This window comes from Caballeronia sp. LjRoot29 (assembly GCF_964252755.1).
Taxonomy (GTDB): domain Bacteria; phylum Pseudomonadota; class Gammaproteobacteria; order Burkholderiales; family Burkholderiaceae; genus Caballeronia.
Window position 1 is genome coordinate 38950 of sequence record NZ_CAXUPU020000009.1, and the last position, 16995, is coordinate 55944.

Consider the following 16995-nt stretch of genomic DNA (forward strand, 5'->3'; position numbering starts at 1 on the left):
GAGCCGCCGTTTTTTACTTCAGCAAAGCTGGAAAAATTACTCGCCATTGTGCTGCGTACGCTGCCGCAACTCATGCAATTCCGTCTCCACGACGGTGGCATCTTCAGCCTCGGGCCGATCATCGAGATACCGGCGCAGATCTTCCATCGCCGGACGCAAGTAGTCCAAGCGCGCATATGCGAAGCCCCGATCGCGCACTTCTTCGATACTTCCCGGCATCAGGATCACGAGCCGTTGCTGCACGGCGAGCAGCCGTTGCCAGCGCTCCGTCTGAAGATAAATGCTCTTCAAATTGCGTAGCATTCGTCCGATGATTTCGCGGCGCGTAGCCGGCTGCAACAATACCCGCAACGCACTGCCAATCGATTCGCCCACTCGCTGCACATACGGTTCGAGCATCTCGACCATCGCCGATTCGGACAAGGAATGGCCGGTGGTGGGATCGAGCATCACGTCGCCGTCGGGCGTGGTCACGCGCAGCAGGAAGTGCGCGGGAAACGAAACGCCACGCACCGGAATACCGAGTTGCTCGCTCATTTCCAGATACACGACGGCCAGCGAAATCGGAATCCCGCGACGCCGCTTCAGCACCATGTTCAGGTGGCTATTATCGGGGTCGTAGTAATCGTTGAGATTGCTCGTGAAACCCAGCTCGCGGAAGAAAAAGCGATTCAGCACGCCGACCTTCTGCTTGATGTCGGCGTCTTCGGGCATACGGCGGCGCACGCGTAACACCAGTTCGTCGATCTCAGCCAGCACGCCCTGCAGATCGAGATCCGGATACGCGTCCTGGGCGAGCGACAACGCCGCCTCGGTGAGCGGCAGACTGTCGTCCTCCGCCACAAGCGAGGTGAAATAGTCGAGGATGCGCGTCGTCGTCATTACAGCGTTCGCCTTCTGAAATACGCGTATTTAAAACCCATCGCGGAGAGCATACCGAAATATAGCGCACCGAATACAACCAGGCTTGCACCGAGAAGCATGATTCGCTCCAGAGGTGCGGCACGCATGCCGATCCAGTCGAAATTGCCGGCCACCCAATGCATCACGCCCGCGAGCACGAGGCACGCGCCGACGAGTTGCGCGAAGAAGCGCGTCCATCCTGGCGACGGCTGGTAAATTCCGCGCTTGCGCAAGCCGATGAACAAAAGCGTGGCATTTACGCAGGCGCCCAAGCCGATCGATAGCGTCAATCCAGCGTGCGCGAAAATAGGCACGAAAATCAGATTGCTGATCTGAATAGCGATCAACACGATGATGCCAATAATCACCGGCGTCTTGATGTCCTGCTTCGCATAAAAACCGGGCGTGAGGATCTTGATCAAGATGAGTCCGACCAGCCCGACGCCATACGCCGATAACGCCCGTCCGACCATGACGACGGAATTTGCGTCGAATTTACCGTAGTGAAACAACGTGGCCGTCAGTGGAACGGCGAAGAAAAACAGCGCAACGCCGCTGGGTGCCGCCATCAGGAACGTGATGCGCAGGCCCCAGTCCAGCAGCGCGGAATATTCGACCGGATCGGCGTCCACGTGCGCCTTGGAAAGGCTCGGCAGCAGGATGGTGCCCAGCGCTGCGCCGAGCAGCGCGGTGGGAAACTCCATCAGCCGATCGGAGTAATTGATCCACGACACCGCGCCCGGCCCGAGTCGCGACGCAATGTTCGTATTGATGATCAGGCTCAATTGCGCGACCGACACGCCGAACGTCATGGGGACCATCTTGATCAGCACGCGCTTGACGCCCGGATGCCGCAACGCACGGAAAAAATTCAAGCCGATGCGCGGGATCATGTCGATCTTCTTGAGACCGGGCAACTGCACGAGAAACTGCAGCACGCCGCCCACGATCACCGCATAGGCGAGCGCGTAGACCGGCACTTTCAGGTGCGGCGCGAGGAAGATGGCGGCCGCGATGAACGACACGTTGAGCAGCACGGGTGCGAACGCGGGCAGCGAGAATTGCCGGTACGTGTTGAGCACTCCGGACGCCAGCGATGTCAGCGAGATGAAGATGATGTACGGGAACATGATCTGGGTCATGGTCACCGCAAGGCCGAACGCGCGGCCGTCGTGCTCGAGGCCCGAGGCGACGGCGAAGACGACCCACGATGCGCCCGCTACGCCTGCGAGCGATACGACCGCCAGCGCCCACGCGAGCACCGTCGACATGGCGTCGACGAGCGCTCTGGTGGCGTCGTGGCCTTCGGTGTTCTTGAACTCTGCAAGGATGGGCACGAACGCCTGCGAGAACGCTCCTTCAGCGGACAAGCGCCGCAGCAGGTTCGGGATGCGGAAGGCGACGTAGAACGCGTCGGTGAATTGACTGGCGCCGAAGGCTCGCGCGATCAGCGTTTCGCGGACCAGGCCGGTCACGCGGGAAAGCAGCGTGAAGCCGCTGACCGTCAGTAGGGCTCGGAATAGATTCATGGGGCGTTGATTATACGGGCCGCATTATGAACGCGACGCGTTGCAACATCGGCGGAATCGTTAGAATTTGCAACTTGGATGGCACAAGGGCGCGTGGCTGCAGCTGTTAAACTGCGCGGCTCGATGCATCCGGCTCTTTGCCGTTGCTCATTGCGGTTGCTCATTGCGGTTGATTCCCTGCCACACGCGGCAAAAACCAGCCGCGCTTGCCAGTCCCATGATTTCGTTGCTATAATCGCCGGTTTCGAAGCTCCTGAATCTGCCTTCGGCACTTTTAGGTACGTTGCTGACGAAGTACAAAGCACGGCGGCTTCGCGACTTCTTTCGACGTTTTTTGCGCTTTCGGGCAATCGATCCCGAGGGTTTGATCATAAACAGCGCATCGGATTGACCTCGTTTTATCTTGTGTGGAGTCGGGCCAGCATTGAGTTGGATCTGATCCAGAAGCAAAACGGGAAGCGCTGAAACACATAGCTGGAACAGGATAAGGAACCGTCATGGCAAATACCGCACAAGCCCGCAAGCGCGCCCGTCAAGGCGCCAAGGCAAACTCGCACAACTCGGCGCTGCGCTCGAAATTCCGCACCGCCATCAAGGCCGTTCGCAAGGCGATCGACGCCGGCGACCAAGCCAAGGCTGCAGAAATCTACAAGACGTCGGTCAAGACCATCGACATCATTGCGGACAAGCGCATCGTCCACAAGAACAAGGCTGCTCGTCATAAAAGCCGTCTGTCGGCCGCTATCAAGGGTCTGCAAGCACCCGCGGCTTAAAGATTCTGTTGCGTCGCCCGCTGCGCGCCTTTAGTTTGACGAGTGCGTGACAGGCAAAAAGGCACCCATAAGCAGCAATAAGACAGCAATAAAAAACCCGCTAAAAGCGGGTTTTTTGTCGTGTGCATCGGTAGGAGGCCTTCTCAAAGCCCCCTGCTACTCAGCTAGCCATGTTGCTGCTGGGTGGCGTGATGTGGCGGCAACTCGCACGCCTCGGTCACGAGCAGGTCATTGTCCTTGGCAAAATTCATCACGAAATCAAAAGCCATGGGCTCGATGTCACGCAATCGGGAATCAAGGATCACTGTCTTCACATTACCGAGCAACGTCGGGCGGACATAGACGGAATACTGCAACCGGGCGTTTGGACCGCGCTTGCCCGGGCCGAACCCGGACATCACGCCGCAAAGCCTTTCCGACCAGTCGCTCGGCCGAAAAGTCTTGCCGTTCGACGTAATGCCCTGGATGAAGTATTCGGTTGGAATTGTTTCGGCCATGTAGGAATACCTGTTTGACGACCGGCGAAGAACGCCGGCGAACGCGCATGCATGGTTGGCAAGGTGAACCGGAAAGTCATCGGCTGCAACCTCCGGCGCTGAACTTCGCCTCGTCCGGCAGCGTCGCGGCCGGTAAGATCCAGCCTCTTTTTCGACCTGCATCTACCCGCTTATCGACTACTCATCGACCGCTCATTGACCATTTATTCGCCTGAGCGCGACGCCGCCCGAGCCGACCTGTGCGCGCGATCAACTCATGCCGAACGCGTTCACGGCTGCAATCCATACGGACTGCCTGGACAGGTAGACAAGTGCCAGCGAGACGAACTCGCGTGAAAACGCGAACCGCCTGGACTCCCGCAGATTTATGCCGAAAAGCAACCTGGAATCTGCGTGTTTAGCTCGCGGATTGACTTGGCTTAACGTGCCAGCGGGTCTGATTCGTAAGCAGTCGAAAGGTATCAGGACTGCCGGAGAAACCTGCCGGATTATACAGCAGAGGCCCTTTTTCCGCACTGCACACAAAGCCTCTAAACCACGTCAGACGGCGTATGGCGGCGCGCGTTGGCTCGCGCGTTGGCTATTTGGCGGCCTCGTCAAACACCGGAAATTCCTTTATGCTGAAATTCGATACCACCACGACGGCGGCGCCGTCCGGCGCAATTGCCGGCTGAAGCCGCCGTACGCATTTTTCATGACCGAAAAAAAAATTCGCCATTATTTGCAGTTCAAGGATTTCTCTCTCGACGACTATGACTACGTGCTCGAACGCGCGCGTATTCTCAAGCGCAAGTTCAAGAGCTACGAGACCTACCATCCGCTGCACGACCGCACGCTGGCGATGATCTTCGAGAAGAATTCAACGCGTACGCGGCTCTCGTTCGAAGCGGGTATCTTCCAGCTTGGCGGTCACGCCGTGTTCCTCAGCACACGCGACACGCAACTCGGCCGCGGTGAACCCATCGAGGACGCGGCGCAAGTGGTGTCGCGCATGGTCGACATCATTATGATCCGCACGTTCGGCCAGCACATCATCCAGCGCTTCGCGGACAACTCGCGCGTACCGGTGATCAACGGTCTGACGAACGAATATCACCCATGCCAGGTCCTGGCCGACGTCTTCACCTATTACGAATTGCGCGGCCCCATCGCAGGGAAAACCGTGGCCTGGGTCGGCGACGCGAACAACATGCTGTACACGTGGATTGAAGCGGCGCAGATTCTCGGCTTCAAACTGCGCCTGTCCACGCCGCCGGGTTACTCGCTCGATCATGCGCTGGTGTCGCCTGATAGCGCGCCCTTCTACGAAGAATTCGCCGATCCGAACGACGCCTGCACTGGCGCCGACCTTGTCACCACCGACGTCTGGACCAGCATGGGTTTCGAAGCTGAGAACGAAGTGCGCAAGAAGGCCTTCGCCGATTGGTGTGTCGATTCGGAAATGATGGCGCGCGCGAATCCGGATGCGCTGTTCATGCATTGCCTGCCGGCGCATCGTGGTGAAGAAGTCAGCGCGGACGTGATCGACGGCCCCCAGAGCGTGGTCTGGGATGAGGCCGAAAACCGGCTGCACGTCCAGAAGGCGCTGATGGAATATCTGCTGCTCGGCAAACTCAATCACTGAGCGGCTGCAGCGTTTAGCTAACCGCGCGGGGTTTCCATCGAAACGCCGCGTCGCCCCGAAAATGCGGAACAGCCGCCATTTGATGTCAAAATAGCGGTTTTCCGCGCGCTGAAAGCCCGGCGCACACCGTTTTCCAGCCATACGAGTTCACCATGAGCGATATCAAAAAAGTCGTGCTCGCCTACTCAGGCGGCCTCGATACCTCCGTCATCCTGAAGTGGTTGCAGGACAACTACGACGCCGAAGTCGTGACGTTCACCGCTGACATCGGTCAGGGCGAAGAACTCGAACCGGCGCGCAAGAAAGCACTGCAGCTTGGCATCAAGCAGGACAACATCTTTATCGAAGATCTGCGTGAGGAATTTGTCCGCGACTTCGTGTTCCCCATGTTCCGCGCCAATACCGTTTATGAAGGCGAGTATTTGCTCGGCACGTCGATCGCGCGTCCGCTGATCGCGAAACGCCAGATCGAAATCGCGCGTGCGGTGGGTGCCCAATCCGTGTCGCACGGCGCGACCGGCAAGGGCAACGACCAGGTGCGTTTCGAGTTGGGTTATTACTCGCTCGAGCCGGGTATCAAGGTGATCGCACCGTGGCGTGAATGGGATCTGCTGTCGCGCGAGAAGCTGCTCGCTTACGCGGAAAAGGCAGGTATTCCGATCGAAATGAAGCATAAGCAAGGCGGCGCGCCCTACTCCATGGACGCGAACCTGCTGCACATTTCGTTCGAAGGCCGTCACCTGGAAGATCCGAAAGCCGAGGCTGAAGCCGATATGTGGCGCTGGACGGTCGCGCCCGAAGATGCGCCGGATCAGCCGGAATATCTGGATATCGAATACGAGAAGGGTGATCCGGTTGCGCTGAACGGCAAGCGTTTGTCGCCATCAGAGATGCTCACGCAATTGAACGCGATTGGCGGCAAGCACGGTATTGGCCGGCTGGATCTGGTCGAAAACCGCTATGTCGGCATGAAGTCGCGCGGTTGTTATGAAACGCCGGGTGGCACGATCATGCTCAAGGCGCATCGTGGGATTGAGTCGATCACGCTGGATCGCGAAGTGGCGCACTTGAAAGACGACCTGATGCCGCGCTACGCCGCGCTGATTTACAACGGCTACTGGTGGAGCCCGGAGCGCCGCGCGCTGCAAGTGTTGATCGACCATACGCAAGACAAGGTCAACGGCTGGACGCGCGTGAAGCTGTACAAGGGCAGCGTGACGGTGGTGGCGCGCGATTCGAAGGAAACACTGTTCGACAAGAACATTGCCACGTTCGATGACGACGGCGGCGCGTACGATCAAGCCGATGCCGGCGGATTCATCAAGCTGAACGCGTTGCGCATGCGGATTGCGGAAAATGCGCGTCGCAAGCGTGGTGGTTGAGTTGGCTACGCTTGGTTGATGTGGAAATGGTAGAAATGAAAAACCCGCCTTCGGCGGGTTTTTTGTTGCTGCGTGTGACGCCGCGATAACCATGTTAACGGCGTTAAGCCGCGTTAGCTCACACACACACCGGCTCCGCTTCAAGCTCGACCGCGAAACGCGCGTGTACGTCGCGTTTAATGGCGTCGGCAAGCTCCAGGATTTGCGCGCCCGACGCGCCGCCTCGATTCACCAGAACCAGCGCCTGCCGGTCGTGCACAGCGGCCGCACCGATTGCGCGGCCTTTCCAGCCACATTGGTCGATCAGCCAGCCTGCCGCCAGCTTGAACTGGCCATCGTGTTGCTTGTAAGACACGAGATCGGGTTCAAGCGCCTTCAGCGCGTCGAAGGCCGCGGCGCTCACTACCGGGTTCTTGAAGAAACTCCCGGCGTTCCCGAGCACACGCCAGTCAGGTAACTTTGCCTGACGCACCGCGACGACAGCATCGAAGATAGCCTGGGGATTGTTCGCGCCGCTTGTCTCAAGCGCACGCGCGATATCCGCATAATCTGCGCGTGGCGTCCACGCTTTCGGCAGACGAAAGGTCACCGATACGATTACAAAGCGCCCGCGGCCTTCTCGCTTGAAAAAACTGTCGCGGTAGCCAAACGCGCACGCATCGCGATCGAATTCCCGTGTTTCTCCCGTCGATATTTCAATCGCCTGCAGACTCTCGAAACGCTCGCCCATTTCGAGCCCGTAGGCGCCTATATTCTGGATCGGCGCCGCGCCCACCGTGCCGGGGATCAGCGCGAGATTTTCGAGGCCGGGCAAGCCTTGCGACAAGGTCCACGCAACGAATTCATGCCAGTTTTCACCCGCGCCGGCTTCCACCAAGACAGCGTCATGATATTCGCCAATCACGCGGCGGCCGCGCAATTCCACCAGCAACGCGACCCCATCGAAGTTGCGCGTCAGCACGATGTTGCTGCCACCGCCAAGCACCAGTTGCGGCAGGCCGCTGAGCCGGGCATCGCGAGCAAGCGCCGGAATTTGCGCTTCTTCCGTTAGCCGAACGGCATGCTTGGCGCGGACGTCGAAACCGAACGTGTTATGCGCGAGCAGCGGGTAATCGGAGAGCATTTTGAACTCGGACATTGAGCAGCGTTGGGTCGGATCGGGCGGCGCCCTTGGGCAAACCGGGACGTCATCGGTAGAATGACGTTGGTCCGTGATTATAGCGAGTGCGTGCGAGCCTTACGCCACGCCTCGCCTCAACGAAGGGGAATGCAGATGCCATCGTTTGACGTCGTCAGCGAAGCAAACATGATCGAGGTGAAAAACGCCATCGAACAATCGAACAAGGAAATTGCCACGCGCTTCGACTTCAAGGGTTCGGACGCGCGCGTCGAGCAAAAGGATCGTGATCTGACGCTTTTTGCCGACGACGATTTCAAGCTCGGCCAGGTCAAGGACGTGGTGTTGTCGAAACTCGCAAAACGCAATGTGGACGTGCGTTTTCTCGATTACGGCAAGATCGAGAAAATCGGCGGCGACAAGCTGAAGCAGGTCGTCGAGGTCAAGAAGGGTGTCAGCGGTGATCTGGCGAAGAAAATCGTCAAGATGATCAAGGACAGCAAGATCAAGGTCCAGGCCAGCATTCAGGGCGACGCGGTGCGCATCAACGGTACGAAGCGCGACGACCTGCAAAGCGCTATTGCGTTGCTGAAGAAGGACGTGACGGATACGCCGCTGGATTTCAATAATTTCCGCGATTGAGCGTGAGCGGATTGCGTTGATTCAGCGTTGTCGTGAGCAAGAAAGAAAGCAAGAAAGCCGCCCTCGGGGCGGCTTTCTTGCTTTCGTGGCGCAGTTTTGCAGCCTCCTATTCAACCGCCTCCGCCGCCCGCTTCTTCTCTCCGATCCGGCTTTCCTTCCCATCCAGCAGCTTCTTGATATTCGCGCGATGCCGCCAGATCAACAGCGCGCTCATCGCGGCAACGGCCAGCGAGATACGGCTGGGGCCGAAAAGAAAGACATCGAAGAAAGGCGCGAACACCGCCGACACCAACGCGGCCAGCGATGAATATCGGAAGAAAACAGCGATGATCACCCACGTCAGCAAAGTGGCCAGCCCCAACACCGGGTTGATGGCGAGCAGCACGCCCGCCGCCGTCGCCACGCCTTTGCCGCCCTGGAATTTAAAGAATATCGGGAACAAATGCCCGAGAAATACGGCAATTGCTGCAAGCGCGACAGCCGTGGAATCAAGCCCGAACCGCGCGCCGAAATGCACGACAACCCACACGGGCAGCCAGCCTTTGAACGCATCGCCAATCAGCGTCAGGATGGCCGCGAGCTTGTTGCCCGTGCGCAGCACATTCGTCGCGCCGGGGTTGCCCGAACCGTAAGAACGCGGGTCGGCAAGACCCATGGCCGAACTGACAACCACCGCGAACGAGATCGAGCCGATCAGGTAAGCCAGCACAGCGACAATCACATTGTTCATTGATTTCTTCTTATCTTCGGGGAACGCCAAGCGTGAATGGGACGAATGGGACGTGAGCAAAACTTCACGACGCGCATTTTAATCGACGCTCGCGCAATTCACGGGTGTCGCCTTCAGCAGGTCGGTCAGGACCGGGGGCGCGATGCTCACCAGATATCCGCGTCGTCCGCCGTTCAGATAGATCGTACCCAGGTCCAGGATGCTCGATTCCACGTACACCGGCATCGCCTTCTTCGTGCCAAATGGCGACGTGCCGCCAATCAGGAAACCAGAATGGCGATTGGCCACTTCCGGCTTGCACGGCTCAACGCGCTTCGCGCCAATCTGCCGCGCGAGATTCTTGGTCGAGACCGTTTTGTCGCCGTGCATGAGCACGATCAGCGGCTTCGCATGCTCGTCCTCCATCACGAGCGTCTTGACCACGCAATGTTCATCCACACCCAACTGCCGCGCCGATTCTTCCGTGCCACCATGCTCGACATACTCATAAGGATGCTCACCGAACGCGACCTTGTGCCGACGCAAAAACTGCGTTGCGGGGGTTTCGGAAATGTGTTTTACCTTGGACATGACGGCATTGTAGCGGCGCGAAGGCATGGCCACCATCGGCCAAAAGGCCAATTGTGCAAGCCGATTTCATGTGGCACGATCGTTCGGAATTGCTCATCCGGCGTAAGCTACCAGGGAGATTCAACGTGATTCGCGATTCAGAAACCCAGACGCTCCTTGAAGACGCCATCCACCGTTTCGTACGCGAAACGCTCGTGCCGCGCGAAGCGGAAGTCGACGAAACCGACCAGATTCCCGCCGATGTGCTCGCCGCCATGCGCGAGATCGGCTTGTTCGGGCTGACCATTCCGGAGGCCTACGGCGGACTCGGCCTGACGATGGAAGAGGAAGTGCGCGTGGCGTTCGAACTCGGCCAGACATCGCCGGCATTCAGGTCTGTGATCGGGACGAATAACGGCATCGGATCGATCGGCATTCTGCTCGACGGCAGCGAGCAGCAGAAGCAGCGCTATTTGCCAAAGCTCGCTGCGGGCGATCTGATCGGCTCGTTCTGCCTGACCGAGCCGGACGCGGGTTCAGACGCGGCGTCGCTGAAAACCACAGCGCGCAAAGACGGCGGCCACTACGTGCTGAACGGCACGAAACGTTTCATCACGAACGCGCCGGAAGCCGGCATCTTTACCGTGATGGCGCGCACAAGCGACGCTAAAGGCGCAAGCGGCATTTCCGCGTTCATTGTCGAGCGGGAATCGCCGGGATTATCGCTTGGCAAACCCGACAAGAAAATGGGCCAGCGCGGCGCGCACACCTGCGACGTGATCTTCGAGGATTGCCGCATTCCGGCCGCGCAACTGATTGGCGGCGTGGAAGGCGTCGGGTTCAAGACGGCCATGAAAGTACTCGATAAAGGGCGTTTGCACATTGCAGCGATCGCGATAGGCGCGGCCAAGCGAATGCTGCGCGACGCCCTCGCCTACGCCATGCAACGCAAGCAGTTCGGCCAGCCGATAGCGGAATTCCAGCTCGTGCAAGCCATGCTGGCCGATAGCAAGACGGAGATCTACGCGGCCGAATGCATGGTGCTCGATGCCGCGCGCCGCCGCGACGAGGGCCGCGACGTGTCCATAGAAGCGTCGTGCGCCAAATATTTCGCTACCGAGATGTGTGGCCGCGTGGCCGATCGCGCAGTGCAAGTGCATGGCGGAGCGGGGTATATCTCGGAATACGGCATCGAGCGTTTTTATCGCGACGTGCGGCTGTTCAGGCTTTACGAAGGCACGTCGCAGATTCAACAAGTGATCATCGCGCGCGGACTCATGCGCGGCACGGAGATTTGATATGGACGTAGATGTTGCCGCCTTGCTCGCTGTGTTGCCGACGCGTATTTCCGATATCCCCGCGCGCCTTGCCGCCCGCGATCCGCAGCACGTCGTGTTGATCGAAGACGAGCGGCGGCTGAACGCGGCGGAGCTCGTTGAGGCCATCGACAACACCGTCCGCCAGCTCGCGCAAGCCGGCGTGCAAGGCGGCGATCGCGTGATGATCGTGAGCGAGAATTGCGTGGCGCAAGTCGTGCTGATGTTCGCCGTGGCAAAGCTCGACGCGTGGTGTTTGCTCACGAACGCCCGGCTTTCGGCAAGTGAAGTCGACGCAATCCGCGACCACGCGAAGCCGCGCGTGGTCGCGTTCACCGTCGATGCCTCGAAGGATGCCGCGAATCATGCGGACCGCTTCAACGCTGCTGGAGCGCCGGCCGCGGCGAACGTGGGCGCGTGGCGTTTTATCGTCGATGAAAACGTATCGTCCGAGCCTGTTCAAGCCGATCCCGCCCGTCAATGTGCCGCGCTGATCTACACCACGGGCACGACCGGCGCGCCGAAAGGCGTGATGCTTTCACATAGGAACGTGTTGTTTATTGCGGCCATGTCGAGCACGTTGCGGCGCGTGACGCCTCAGGACGTGGTGTACGCCGTGCTGCCGATTACGCATATCTACGGGCTCGCGTCGGTGTGTCTCGGCAGTCTTTACGCGGGCGCCACCCTTCGGCTCGCGCCGCGTTTCGCCCCGGACGCCGTACGACGGGCATTGGCCGAAGAGAACGTTTCGATCTTCCAGGGCGTGCCGGCCATGCACGCGAAGCTCGTCGAACACGTGCAGACCAGCGGCACGCCGTGGGGCGCGCCCGCGCTGCGCTTCGCGTATTCCGGCGGATCTGCGCTCGATGCCGCGCTGAAGGCGCGCGTAGAAGGCTTGTACAAAGTGCCGCTGCACAACGGCTATGGCATGACGGAAAGCAGTCCGACCATATCGCAGACCATGCTCGATGCGCCGCGCGACGACTGTTCGGCAGGCGATCCCATTCCCGGTATCGAATTGCGATTCGTCGCGCTGGATGGCGAGGATGTGGCGGTAGGTGAAGTCGGTGAACTATGGGTACGCGGGCCAAACGTGATGCTCGGGTACTACCGAAATGAAGCGCAGACGCGGGCAACGGTCACGCAAGATGGCTGGCTGCGGACGGGCGATCTCGCGCGTCTGGCCCCGGATGGCGCGCTGTATATCGTCGGGCGCAGCAAGGAGTTGATCATCCGTTCGGGCTTTAACGTCTATCCGGCTGAAGTCGAGAACGTGCTGAATTTACATCCCGATGTGCTGCAATCCGCCGTGATCGGGCGGGCGGTCGAGGGCAACGAGGAAGTGATTGCGTTCGTCGAACTGCGGCCGTCGGTGCATGCGCTACCCGACGATATCGTCCAGTGGTGTGCGGAACGTCTTGCGCCTTACAAGCGTCCCGCCGAGATCCGCGTGCTGGCCGCGCTGCCGGCGGCATCGACGGGAAAGGTGCTGAAACATAAGCTCAGGGATCAGCTTTAAGCTGATGACCTTTCCGACCGTTTAACCGCGCGGATGGTGATCGTGATGCAGCGTTTTCAGCCGCTCGCGTGCGACGTGGGTGTAGATCTGCGTGGTGGAAATATCGGTGTGACCGAGGAGCATTTGCACCACGCGTAAATCGGCCCCGTGATTCAGCAAATGCGTGGCAAACGCGTGCCGCAAGGTGTGAGGTGAGAGCGGCGCGCGCACATTGGCTGTGAACGCGTGGCGCTTGATGATGTTCCAGAACTGCTGACGCGTCATGCCTTCGCCGCGCGTGGTGACGAACAGCGCATCGGCGGCGCGTGCACCAAGCAACGCCGGCCGCGACTCGCGCAAATATCGCTCGATCCAGTCATGCGCAACCGCCCCGAACGGGATCAGGCGCTCCTTCGAGCCCTTGCCCATCACGCGCACCACGCCTTCATTCAGGCCCACTTCCACTGTCTTCAGCGTCACGAGTTCGGTCACACGCAAGCCGCTCGCGTACATCAGCTCGAGCATGGTCCGGTCGCGCAGGCCGAGCGCGGTTTCCACATCGGGCGCGTTCAGCAACGCTTCGACCTGGGCTTCGTTCAAGGTCTTGGGAAAGCGCGGGGCCTGTTTGGCCGAACGCAGCTTGAGCGTAGGATCGCCGAGCGCGCGATGCTCTCGCAACGCCCACGCGTAGTAGCGTCGAAACACTGACAACCGCCGGTTCGCGGACGTCGCTTTATCCGCGCGGCGAGCGGCGAGATAGCCGTTCATGTCGGCTTCGGTGGCAGTGTCCACACTGCCGCCGCGCGTCTTCGATAACCACTCGGAGAACAAGCGCAAATCGCGCCGGTACGCTTCGAGCGAGTTCTTGGCGAGACCATGTTCCAGCCAGAGCGCGTCGCAAAAAAGATCGATCGATGCACTGCTCGACACGAGTTCCGGCGCGCGTTCTGCCTCGGTCACTTCCATTGATTTTTCCTGTGGGCGTGAAGTCAATCGTGAGGTCATGTGTGAATTCATGCTTCCTGGCGCAGCGCCCATTCGACGTGTTCCCGGACCAGACCTGATTCATCCGCGGCGCGAGCATTCAAGGCATCGCGTATTGCCAAGCGCTCATCGGCGCCCAACGCTGGCGAGCGCAACGCGTTGCCCATCGCCACCGCAATATTACGCAACCATTGCTCGTGTCCGATACGGCGAATCGCGCTGCCCTGCATGCGTTCATCGAAATCACGGGCGCTCCAGCCAAACAGCATCACGAGCGACGCGCGATCGAGCCCGTGGCGTACATCGAAATCCGCGACCGGCGCCGCCTGCGCGAATTTGTTCCACGGACATACGAGCTGGCAATCGTCGCAACCATAAACCCGATTGCCGATCAGCGGCCGCATGTCTTCGGGAATGCTGCCTTTCAACTCGATGGTCAGATACGAAATGCAACGGCGCGCGTCCACGCGATACGGCGCGACGATCGCCCCGGTCGGGCATACATCGATGCACCGTGTACAGCTTCCGCAATGCGCGCCATCGTGTTCCGGCGCTTGATCGGGATGGGTCAAAGCATCGGGCGGCAGAGGAATATCCACCAGAATCTCGCCGATAAAAAACAGCGACCCGGCATCGCTGTCCAGTAACAACGTGTGTTTTCCACGCCAGCCGTTGCCCGCCTTTTGCGCCAGCTCGACCTCGAGAACGGGCGCGGAATCCGTGAATACGCGATACCCGTAGGCACCAATCTCGGCTTCTATGCGCTCGGCCAACTGCTGCAAGCGGTTACGCATGACCTTGTGATAATCACGGCCGCGAGCGTAGACCGACACAACCGCCGCCGCTGGATCGTCGATTCGAGCCCATTCCGCCGCGCGCCAGTCCAATGCCTGACCGTCGGCTGTCGCGGCACTTTCGCGCGCCTTGCCGTCGAGCGTCGATGCCGGCAGATAGGCCATTCGAACTGTAATAACACGTCGCGTGCCGGCCACAAGCTCGGCCGGCCTTGCGCGTTTCATCCCATGTTTGGCCATATAATCCATCTCGCCGTGATAGCCTGCTTCGAGCCATGCAGTCAGGCCTTCTTCGGCTTCCGTCAAGTCGGCGTCGCTGACGCCGACTGCAGCGAACCCCAGCTCGCGCCCCCACGCCTTGATGCGTAGCGCGAGTTTAGCCAGCGCGGCTTCGTCGTCAAATCTGAAGTGGCGCGTGTCCGCGACGGCGTCGTCTGACGCGCTCTCGCGTTCCACAGGGTGTTCCGGCAAACGGTTCATCACGACATTTTACGAGAATGCCCGACAGCCTCACTCGATCGTTTGCAAACCCTCCCGCCGCGCTGCTCGAACGCCGCTTCGACCTGCCCGACGAAGACGCGACGCTCGCCTTCGGTGGCCGCTTCGCGCAGGCGATCCTGCAGGCCCGCGGACTGACCGATTCACAAAATTCGACCACTCCGAACGAACGTTTTCCCGGTTTGCAGGTCCAGTTGATCGGCGACCTGGGCGCGGGCAAAACCACGCTGGTGCGCGCAACGTTGCGCGCACTCGGGCATGCGGGCCGCGTGCGCAGTCCCACTTACACGCTTGTCGAACCCTACTCGCTTGCTACGGAAACGGGTCCGCTCGAGCTTTATCACTTCGATCTTTATCGCTTTGCCGATCCAGCCGAATGGGCCGATGCCGGCTTTCGCGAATACTTCGATGCAGGCGCAATCTGCCTGGTCGAATGGCCGCAACGCGCGGGCGGTCTGCTAGGTGTGCCGGATCTCGAATTCACGCTGGAACAGGAAGGCGAAGGCCGCGTGCTGACAGCGCGCGCGTTTAGCAAAACAGGAAAGTCATGTCTCGAAAGCTGTTGATCAAGCCGTTTCATTCGATCGAATCGACCGCCACGGCCTCGCACAACTGGCGGCGGCGCCAAGTGCTGCGCGCGGGTGCTTCGACTATCGCGCTCGCGCTGCTCGGACCGAAGCTCGCTTATGCAAGTTCGGTGCTGGGCGTGCGCGTGTGGCCTGCCCGCGATTACACGCGGGTCACGATCGAGTCCGATCAGCCGCTGCAAAACACTCAGCAACTGCTGCAGGGTCCGGACCGGCTGGTGGTCGACCTGAATGGGCTCGACCTCGATCAGGAACTGAAGGATCTCGTCTCGAAGATCACGCCGAACGATCCGCAGATTCAGTCGGTACGCATCGGCCAATATCAGCCTCATGTGGTTCGGATGGTGTTCGACCTGAAGGGGTCCGTGAAACCGCAAGTATTCACGTTGACGCCGATTGGCAGCTACAAATATCGGCTGGTCTTCGATTTGTATCCGGCCGTGGCTCCCGACCCGTTGATGGATTTGCTCGCCCAGTCCGAGCATAAGCAACAAACCTTCGATCAAACCAATCCCAATCCAACACCGCCGCCCGCCACGCTGAGCGGCCCCGCCACGCCGCCGAAAACGAACGCGCCGGACAACACGGACGAATTTTTTCAGAAATACGCGCAAGCCGATCAGCCGCGCGTGCCATTGCCTTCATCTCCGTCTTCTCCATCGATACCCGTTCCGCCGATTGCAGCGGCTCCGAAGCCCCGGCCCACGGTCAAAGCTGCACCGCCTACAGCCTTGGCGAACCAGGACAACTCGTCCGACAGCAACACCAGCGACGACTACGGCTTCTCCAATCCGAAGGGCGGCAAGTCCGGGACAACGCGCCTGCTCACTGTTGCCATTGACCCGGGACACGGCGGCGAAGATCCGGGTGCGATCGGCAGCGCCGGAACGTACGAGAAGCACATTGCCCTTGATGTCGCGAAGAAGCTGCGGGCGAAGATCGATGCGCAGCCGAACATGCGCGCCATGATGACGCGCGACGCCGACTTCTTCGTGCCGCTCAACGTGCGTGTGCAGAAGGCGCGACGCGTGGGCGCGGACCTTTTCGTCTCCATTCACGCCGATGCATTCACCACGCCCTCGGCGCGCGGTTCATCGGTGTTCGCGCTTTCCGATCACGGCGCTTCGAGTGCGGCCGCGCGCTGGATGGCGAACAAGGAAAACTCCTCGGACTCCATTGGCGGCATCAATGTGACGACGCAAGACGCGAGCGTCAACCGGGCGTTGTTCGACATGTCGACGACCGCTCAGATTCGCGACTCCATGCGCTACGGCAATTTCGTGCTCAACGAGATTGGCGATATCAACAAGCTGCACAAGGGCTCGGTGGAACAAGCTGGTTTTGCGGTGTTGAAAGCGCCGGATATTCCGTCGATCCTGGTGGAAACCGCGTTTATCAGTAACCCCGAAGAGGAGCAGCGCCTGAACGACGATGCTTATCGTGACAAGATGGCTAACGCAATCATGAAGGGCATCAAACGTTATTTCGCGGCCAATCCGCCGCTCGCAAAGAGCCGGATGACGTAAAGAGCCAGGTTCGCTCGCGGGCCTACAAACAGGTAAAGGCCGAGCG

Annotated in this window: 17 protein-coding genes; 9 read left to right on the plus strand and 8 right to left on the minus strand. The window is 59.9% G+C overall.

What is annotated here, in order from left to right; genetic code table 11:
• Positions 1 to 36 precede the first annotated feature (36 nt).
• Positions 37 to 882: a SirB1 family protein gene (locus tag ACSQ83_RS12755; RefSeq protein WP_299703327.1), complete on the minus strand. Its 846-nt coding sequence runs from the start codon at positions 880 to 882 to the stop codon at positions 37 to 39.
• Positions 882 to 2432, minus strand: a complete 1551-nt coding sequence (gene murJ, locus ACSQ83_RS12760; protein ID WP_436228370.1) for a murein biosynthesis integral membrane protein MurJ — start codon at positions 2430 to 2432, stop codon at positions 882 to 884. The genes ACSQ83_RS12755 and murJ overlap by 1 nt, the downstream gene beginning before the upstream one ends.
• A 93-nt stretch (positions 2433 to 2525) precedes the next feature.
• Between murJ and ACSQ83_RS12765 the strand changes: the two genes are divergently transcribed.
• Positions 2526 to 2897: a hypothetical protein gene (locus tag ACSQ83_RS12765; protein WP_436228371.1), complete on the plus strand. Its 372-nt coding sequence runs from the start codon at positions 2526 to 2528 to the stop codon at positions 2895 to 2897.
• A gap of 32 nt (positions 2898 to 2929) precedes the next feature.
• Complete coding sequence (gene rpsT, locus ACSQ83_RS12770; protein WP_031361387.1) at positions 2930 to 3205, plus strand: 30S ribosomal protein S20; 276 nt, start codon at positions 2930 to 2932, stop codon at positions 3203 to 3205.
• Positions 3206 to 3369: 164 nt separating this feature from the next.
• Here the strand turns inward: rpsT and ACSQ83_RS12775 are convergent, their stop codons facing one another.
• Positions 3370 to 3702: a DUF3579 domain-containing protein gene (locus ACSQ83_RS12775; RefSeq protein WP_213767252.1), complete on the minus strand. Its 333-nt coding sequence runs from the start codon at positions 3700 to 3702 to the stop codon at positions 3370 to 3372.
• Between the two features lie 694 nt (positions 3703 to 4396).
• On the opposite strand from ACSQ83_RS12775, the gene argF reads away from it, so the two are divergent.
• Positions 4397 to 5326, plus strand: coding sequence for an ornithine carbamoyltransferase (argF, locus tag ACSQ83_RS12780; RefSeq protein WP_414967483.1), 930 nt, complete (start codon positions 4397 to 4399; stop codon positions 5324 to 5326).
• Positions 5327 to 5478: 152 nt separating this feature from the next.
• Positions 5479 to 6708 (plus strand): argininosuccinate synthase, encoded by a 1230-nt coding sequence (locus ACSQ83_RS12785; protein WP_436228372.1) that lies wholly within the window; start codon positions 5479 to 5481, stop codon positions 6706 to 6708.
• Positions 6709 to 6826: 118 nt separating this feature from the next.
• On the opposite strand, the gene murB is transcribed toward ACSQ83_RS12785, so the two are convergent.
• Complete coding sequence (murB, locus tag ACSQ83_RS12790) at positions 6827 to 7846, minus strand: UDP-N-acetylmuramate dehydrogenase (protein ID WP_436228373.1); 1020 nt, start codon at positions 7844 to 7846, stop codon at positions 6827 to 6829.
• 135 nt (positions 7847 to 7981) lie between these two features.
• Here murB and ACSQ83_RS12795 point away from each other — a divergent pair, with 135 nt between their 5' ends.
• Positions 7982 to 8467, plus strand: a complete 486-nt coding sequence (locus ACSQ83_RS12795; protein ID WP_299699301.1) for a YajQ family cyclic di-GMP-binding protein — start codon at positions 7982 to 7984, stop codon at positions 8465 to 8467.
• Between the two features lie 106 nt (positions 8468 to 8573).
• Here ACSQ83_RS12795 and plsY read toward each other — a convergent pair whose 3' ends face one another.
• Together plsY and ACSQ83_RS12805 are read right to left on the minus strand one after the other, a co-directional pair.
• Positions 8574 to 9197 (minus strand): glycerol-3-phosphate 1-O-acyltransferase PlsY, encoded by a 624-nt coding sequence (gene plsY / locus ACSQ83_RS12800; RefSeq protein ID WP_436228374.1) that lies wholly within the window; start codon positions 9195 to 9197, stop codon positions 8574 to 8576.
• A 78-nt stretch (positions 9198 to 9275) separates the two neighbouring features.
• Positions 9276 to 9767: an aminoacyl-tRNA deacylase gene (locus ACSQ83_RS12805; RefSeq protein ID WP_299699316.1), complete on the minus strand. Its 492-nt coding sequence runs from the start codon at positions 9765 to 9767 to the stop codon at positions 9276 to 9278.
• A gap of 125 nt (positions 9768 to 9892) precedes the next feature.
• Here ACSQ83_RS12805 and ACSQ83_RS12810 point away from each other — a divergent pair, with 125 nt between their 5' ends.
• Both ACSQ83_RS12810 and ACSQ83_RS12815 read left to right on the plus strand, forming a co-directional pair.
• Complete coding sequence (locus ACSQ83_RS12810) at positions 9893 to 11044, plus strand: acyl-CoA dehydrogenase family protein (RefSeq protein WP_414949508.1); 1152 nt, start codon at positions 9893 to 9895, stop codon at positions 11042 to 11044.
• A gap of 1 nt (position 11045) precedes the next feature.
• Positions 11046 to 12581 carry a class I adenylate-forming enzyme family protein gene (locus tag ACSQ83_RS12815; protein WP_436228375.1) on the plus strand — a complete coding sequence of 512 codons (1536 nt, stop codon included), beginning with the start codon at positions 11046 to 11048 and terminating at the stop codon, positions 12579 to 12581.
• Between the two features lie 21 nt (positions 12582 to 12602).
• Here the strand turns inward: ACSQ83_RS12815 and xerD are convergent, their stop codons facing one another.
• Both xerD and queG read right to left on the minus strand, forming a co-directional pair.
• The gene (gene xerD / locus ACSQ83_RS12820) at positions 12603 to 13526 is read right to left on the minus strand and encodes a site-specific tyrosine recombinase XerD (protein ID WP_436228376.1); all 924 of its coding nucleotides are present in this window, start codon (positions 13524 to 13526) and stop codon (positions 12603 to 12605) included.
• Between the two features lie 47 nt (positions 13527 to 13573).
• Entirely contained in the window at positions 13574 to 14818 is a 1245-nt protein-coding gene (queG, locus tag ACSQ83_RS12825; RefSeq protein WP_436228377.1) for a tRNA epoxyqueuosine(34) reductase QueG, read from the minus strand.
• 17 nt (positions 14819 to 14835) lie between these two features.
• On the opposite strand from queG, the gene tsaE reads away from it, so the two are divergent.
• Together tsaE and ACSQ83_RS12835 are read left to right on the plus strand one after the other, a co-directional pair.
• Positions 14836 to 15402 (plus strand): tRNA (adenosine(37)-N6)-threonylcarbamoyltransferase complex ATPase subunit type 1 TsaE, encoded by a 567-nt coding sequence (tsaE, locus tag ACSQ83_RS12830; RefSeq protein WP_436228378.1) that lies wholly within the window; start codon positions 14836 to 14838, stop codon positions 15400 to 15402.
• On the plus strand, positions 15384 to 16949 hold the full coding sequence (locus ACSQ83_RS12835; protein WP_436228379.1) for an N-acetylmuramoyl-L-alanine amidase: 1566 nt from the start codon (positions 15384 to 15386) through the stop codon (positions 16947 to 16949). Before tsaE ends, ACSQ83_RS12835 begins: the two co-directional genes overlap by 19 nt.
• Positions 16950 to 16995: the final 46 nt, after the last annotated feature.

Bases quoted from the DNA above. Each gene is read 5' to 3' on its own strand.
- ACSQ83_RS12755 (WP_299703327.1), bottom strand. From the start codon at position 882: ATGACGACGACGCGCATCCTCGACTATTTCACCTCGCTTGTGGCGGAG.
- murJ (WP_436228370.1), bottom strand. From the start codon at position 2,432: ATGAATCTATTCCGAGCCCTACTGACGGTCAGCGGCTTCACGCTGCTT.
- rpsT (WP_031361387.1), top strand. From the start codon at position 2,930: ATGGCAAATACCGCACAAGCCCGCAAGCGCGCCCGTCAAGGCGCCAAG.
- ACSQ83_RS12775 (WP_213767252.1), bottom strand. From the start codon at position 3,702: ATGGCCGAAACAATTCCAACCGAATACTTCATCCAGGGCATTACGTCG.
- argF (WP_414967483.1), top strand. From the start codon at position 4,397: ATGACCGAAAAAAAAATTCGCCATTATTTGCAGTTCAAGGATTTCTCT.
- ACSQ83_RS12785 (WP_436228372.1), top strand. From the start codon at position 5,479: ATGAGCGATATCAAAAAAGTCGTGCTCGCCTACTCAGGCGGCCTCGAT.
- murB (WP_436228373.1), bottom strand. From the start codon at position 7,846: ATGTCCGAGTTCAAAATGCTCTCCGATTACCCGCTGCTCGCGCATAAC.
- ACSQ83_RS12795 (WP_299699301.1), top strand. From the start codon at position 7,982: ATGCCATCGTTTGACGTCGTCAGCGAAGCAAACATGATCGAGGTGAAA.
- plsY (WP_436228374.1), bottom strand. From the start codon at position 9,197: ATGAACAATGTGATTGTCGCTGTGCTGGCTTACCTGATCGGCTCGATC.
- ACSQ83_RS12805 (WP_299699316.1), bottom strand. From the start codon at position 9,767: ATGTCCAAGGTAAAACACATTTCCGAAACCCCCGCAACGCAGTTTTTG.
- ACSQ83_RS12815 (WP_436228375.1), top strand. From the start codon at position 11,046: ATGGACGTAGATGTTGCCGCCTTGCTCGCTGTGTTGCCGACGCGTATT.
- xerD (WP_436228376.1), bottom strand. From the start codon at position 13,526: ATGGAAGTGACCGAGGCAGAACGCGCGCCGGAACTCGTGTCGAGCAGT.
- queG (WP_436228377.1), bottom strand. From the start codon at position 14,818: ATGAACCGTTTGCCGGAACACCCTGTGGAACGCGAGAGCGCGTCAGAC.
- tsaE (WP_436228378.1), top strand. From the start codon at position 14,836: ATGCCCGACAGCCTCACTCGATCGTTTGCAAACCCTCCCGCCGCGCTG.
- ACSQ83_RS12835 (WP_436228379.1), top strand. From the start codon at position 15,384: ATGTCTCGAAAGCTGTTGATCAAGCCGTTTCATTCGATCGAATCGACC.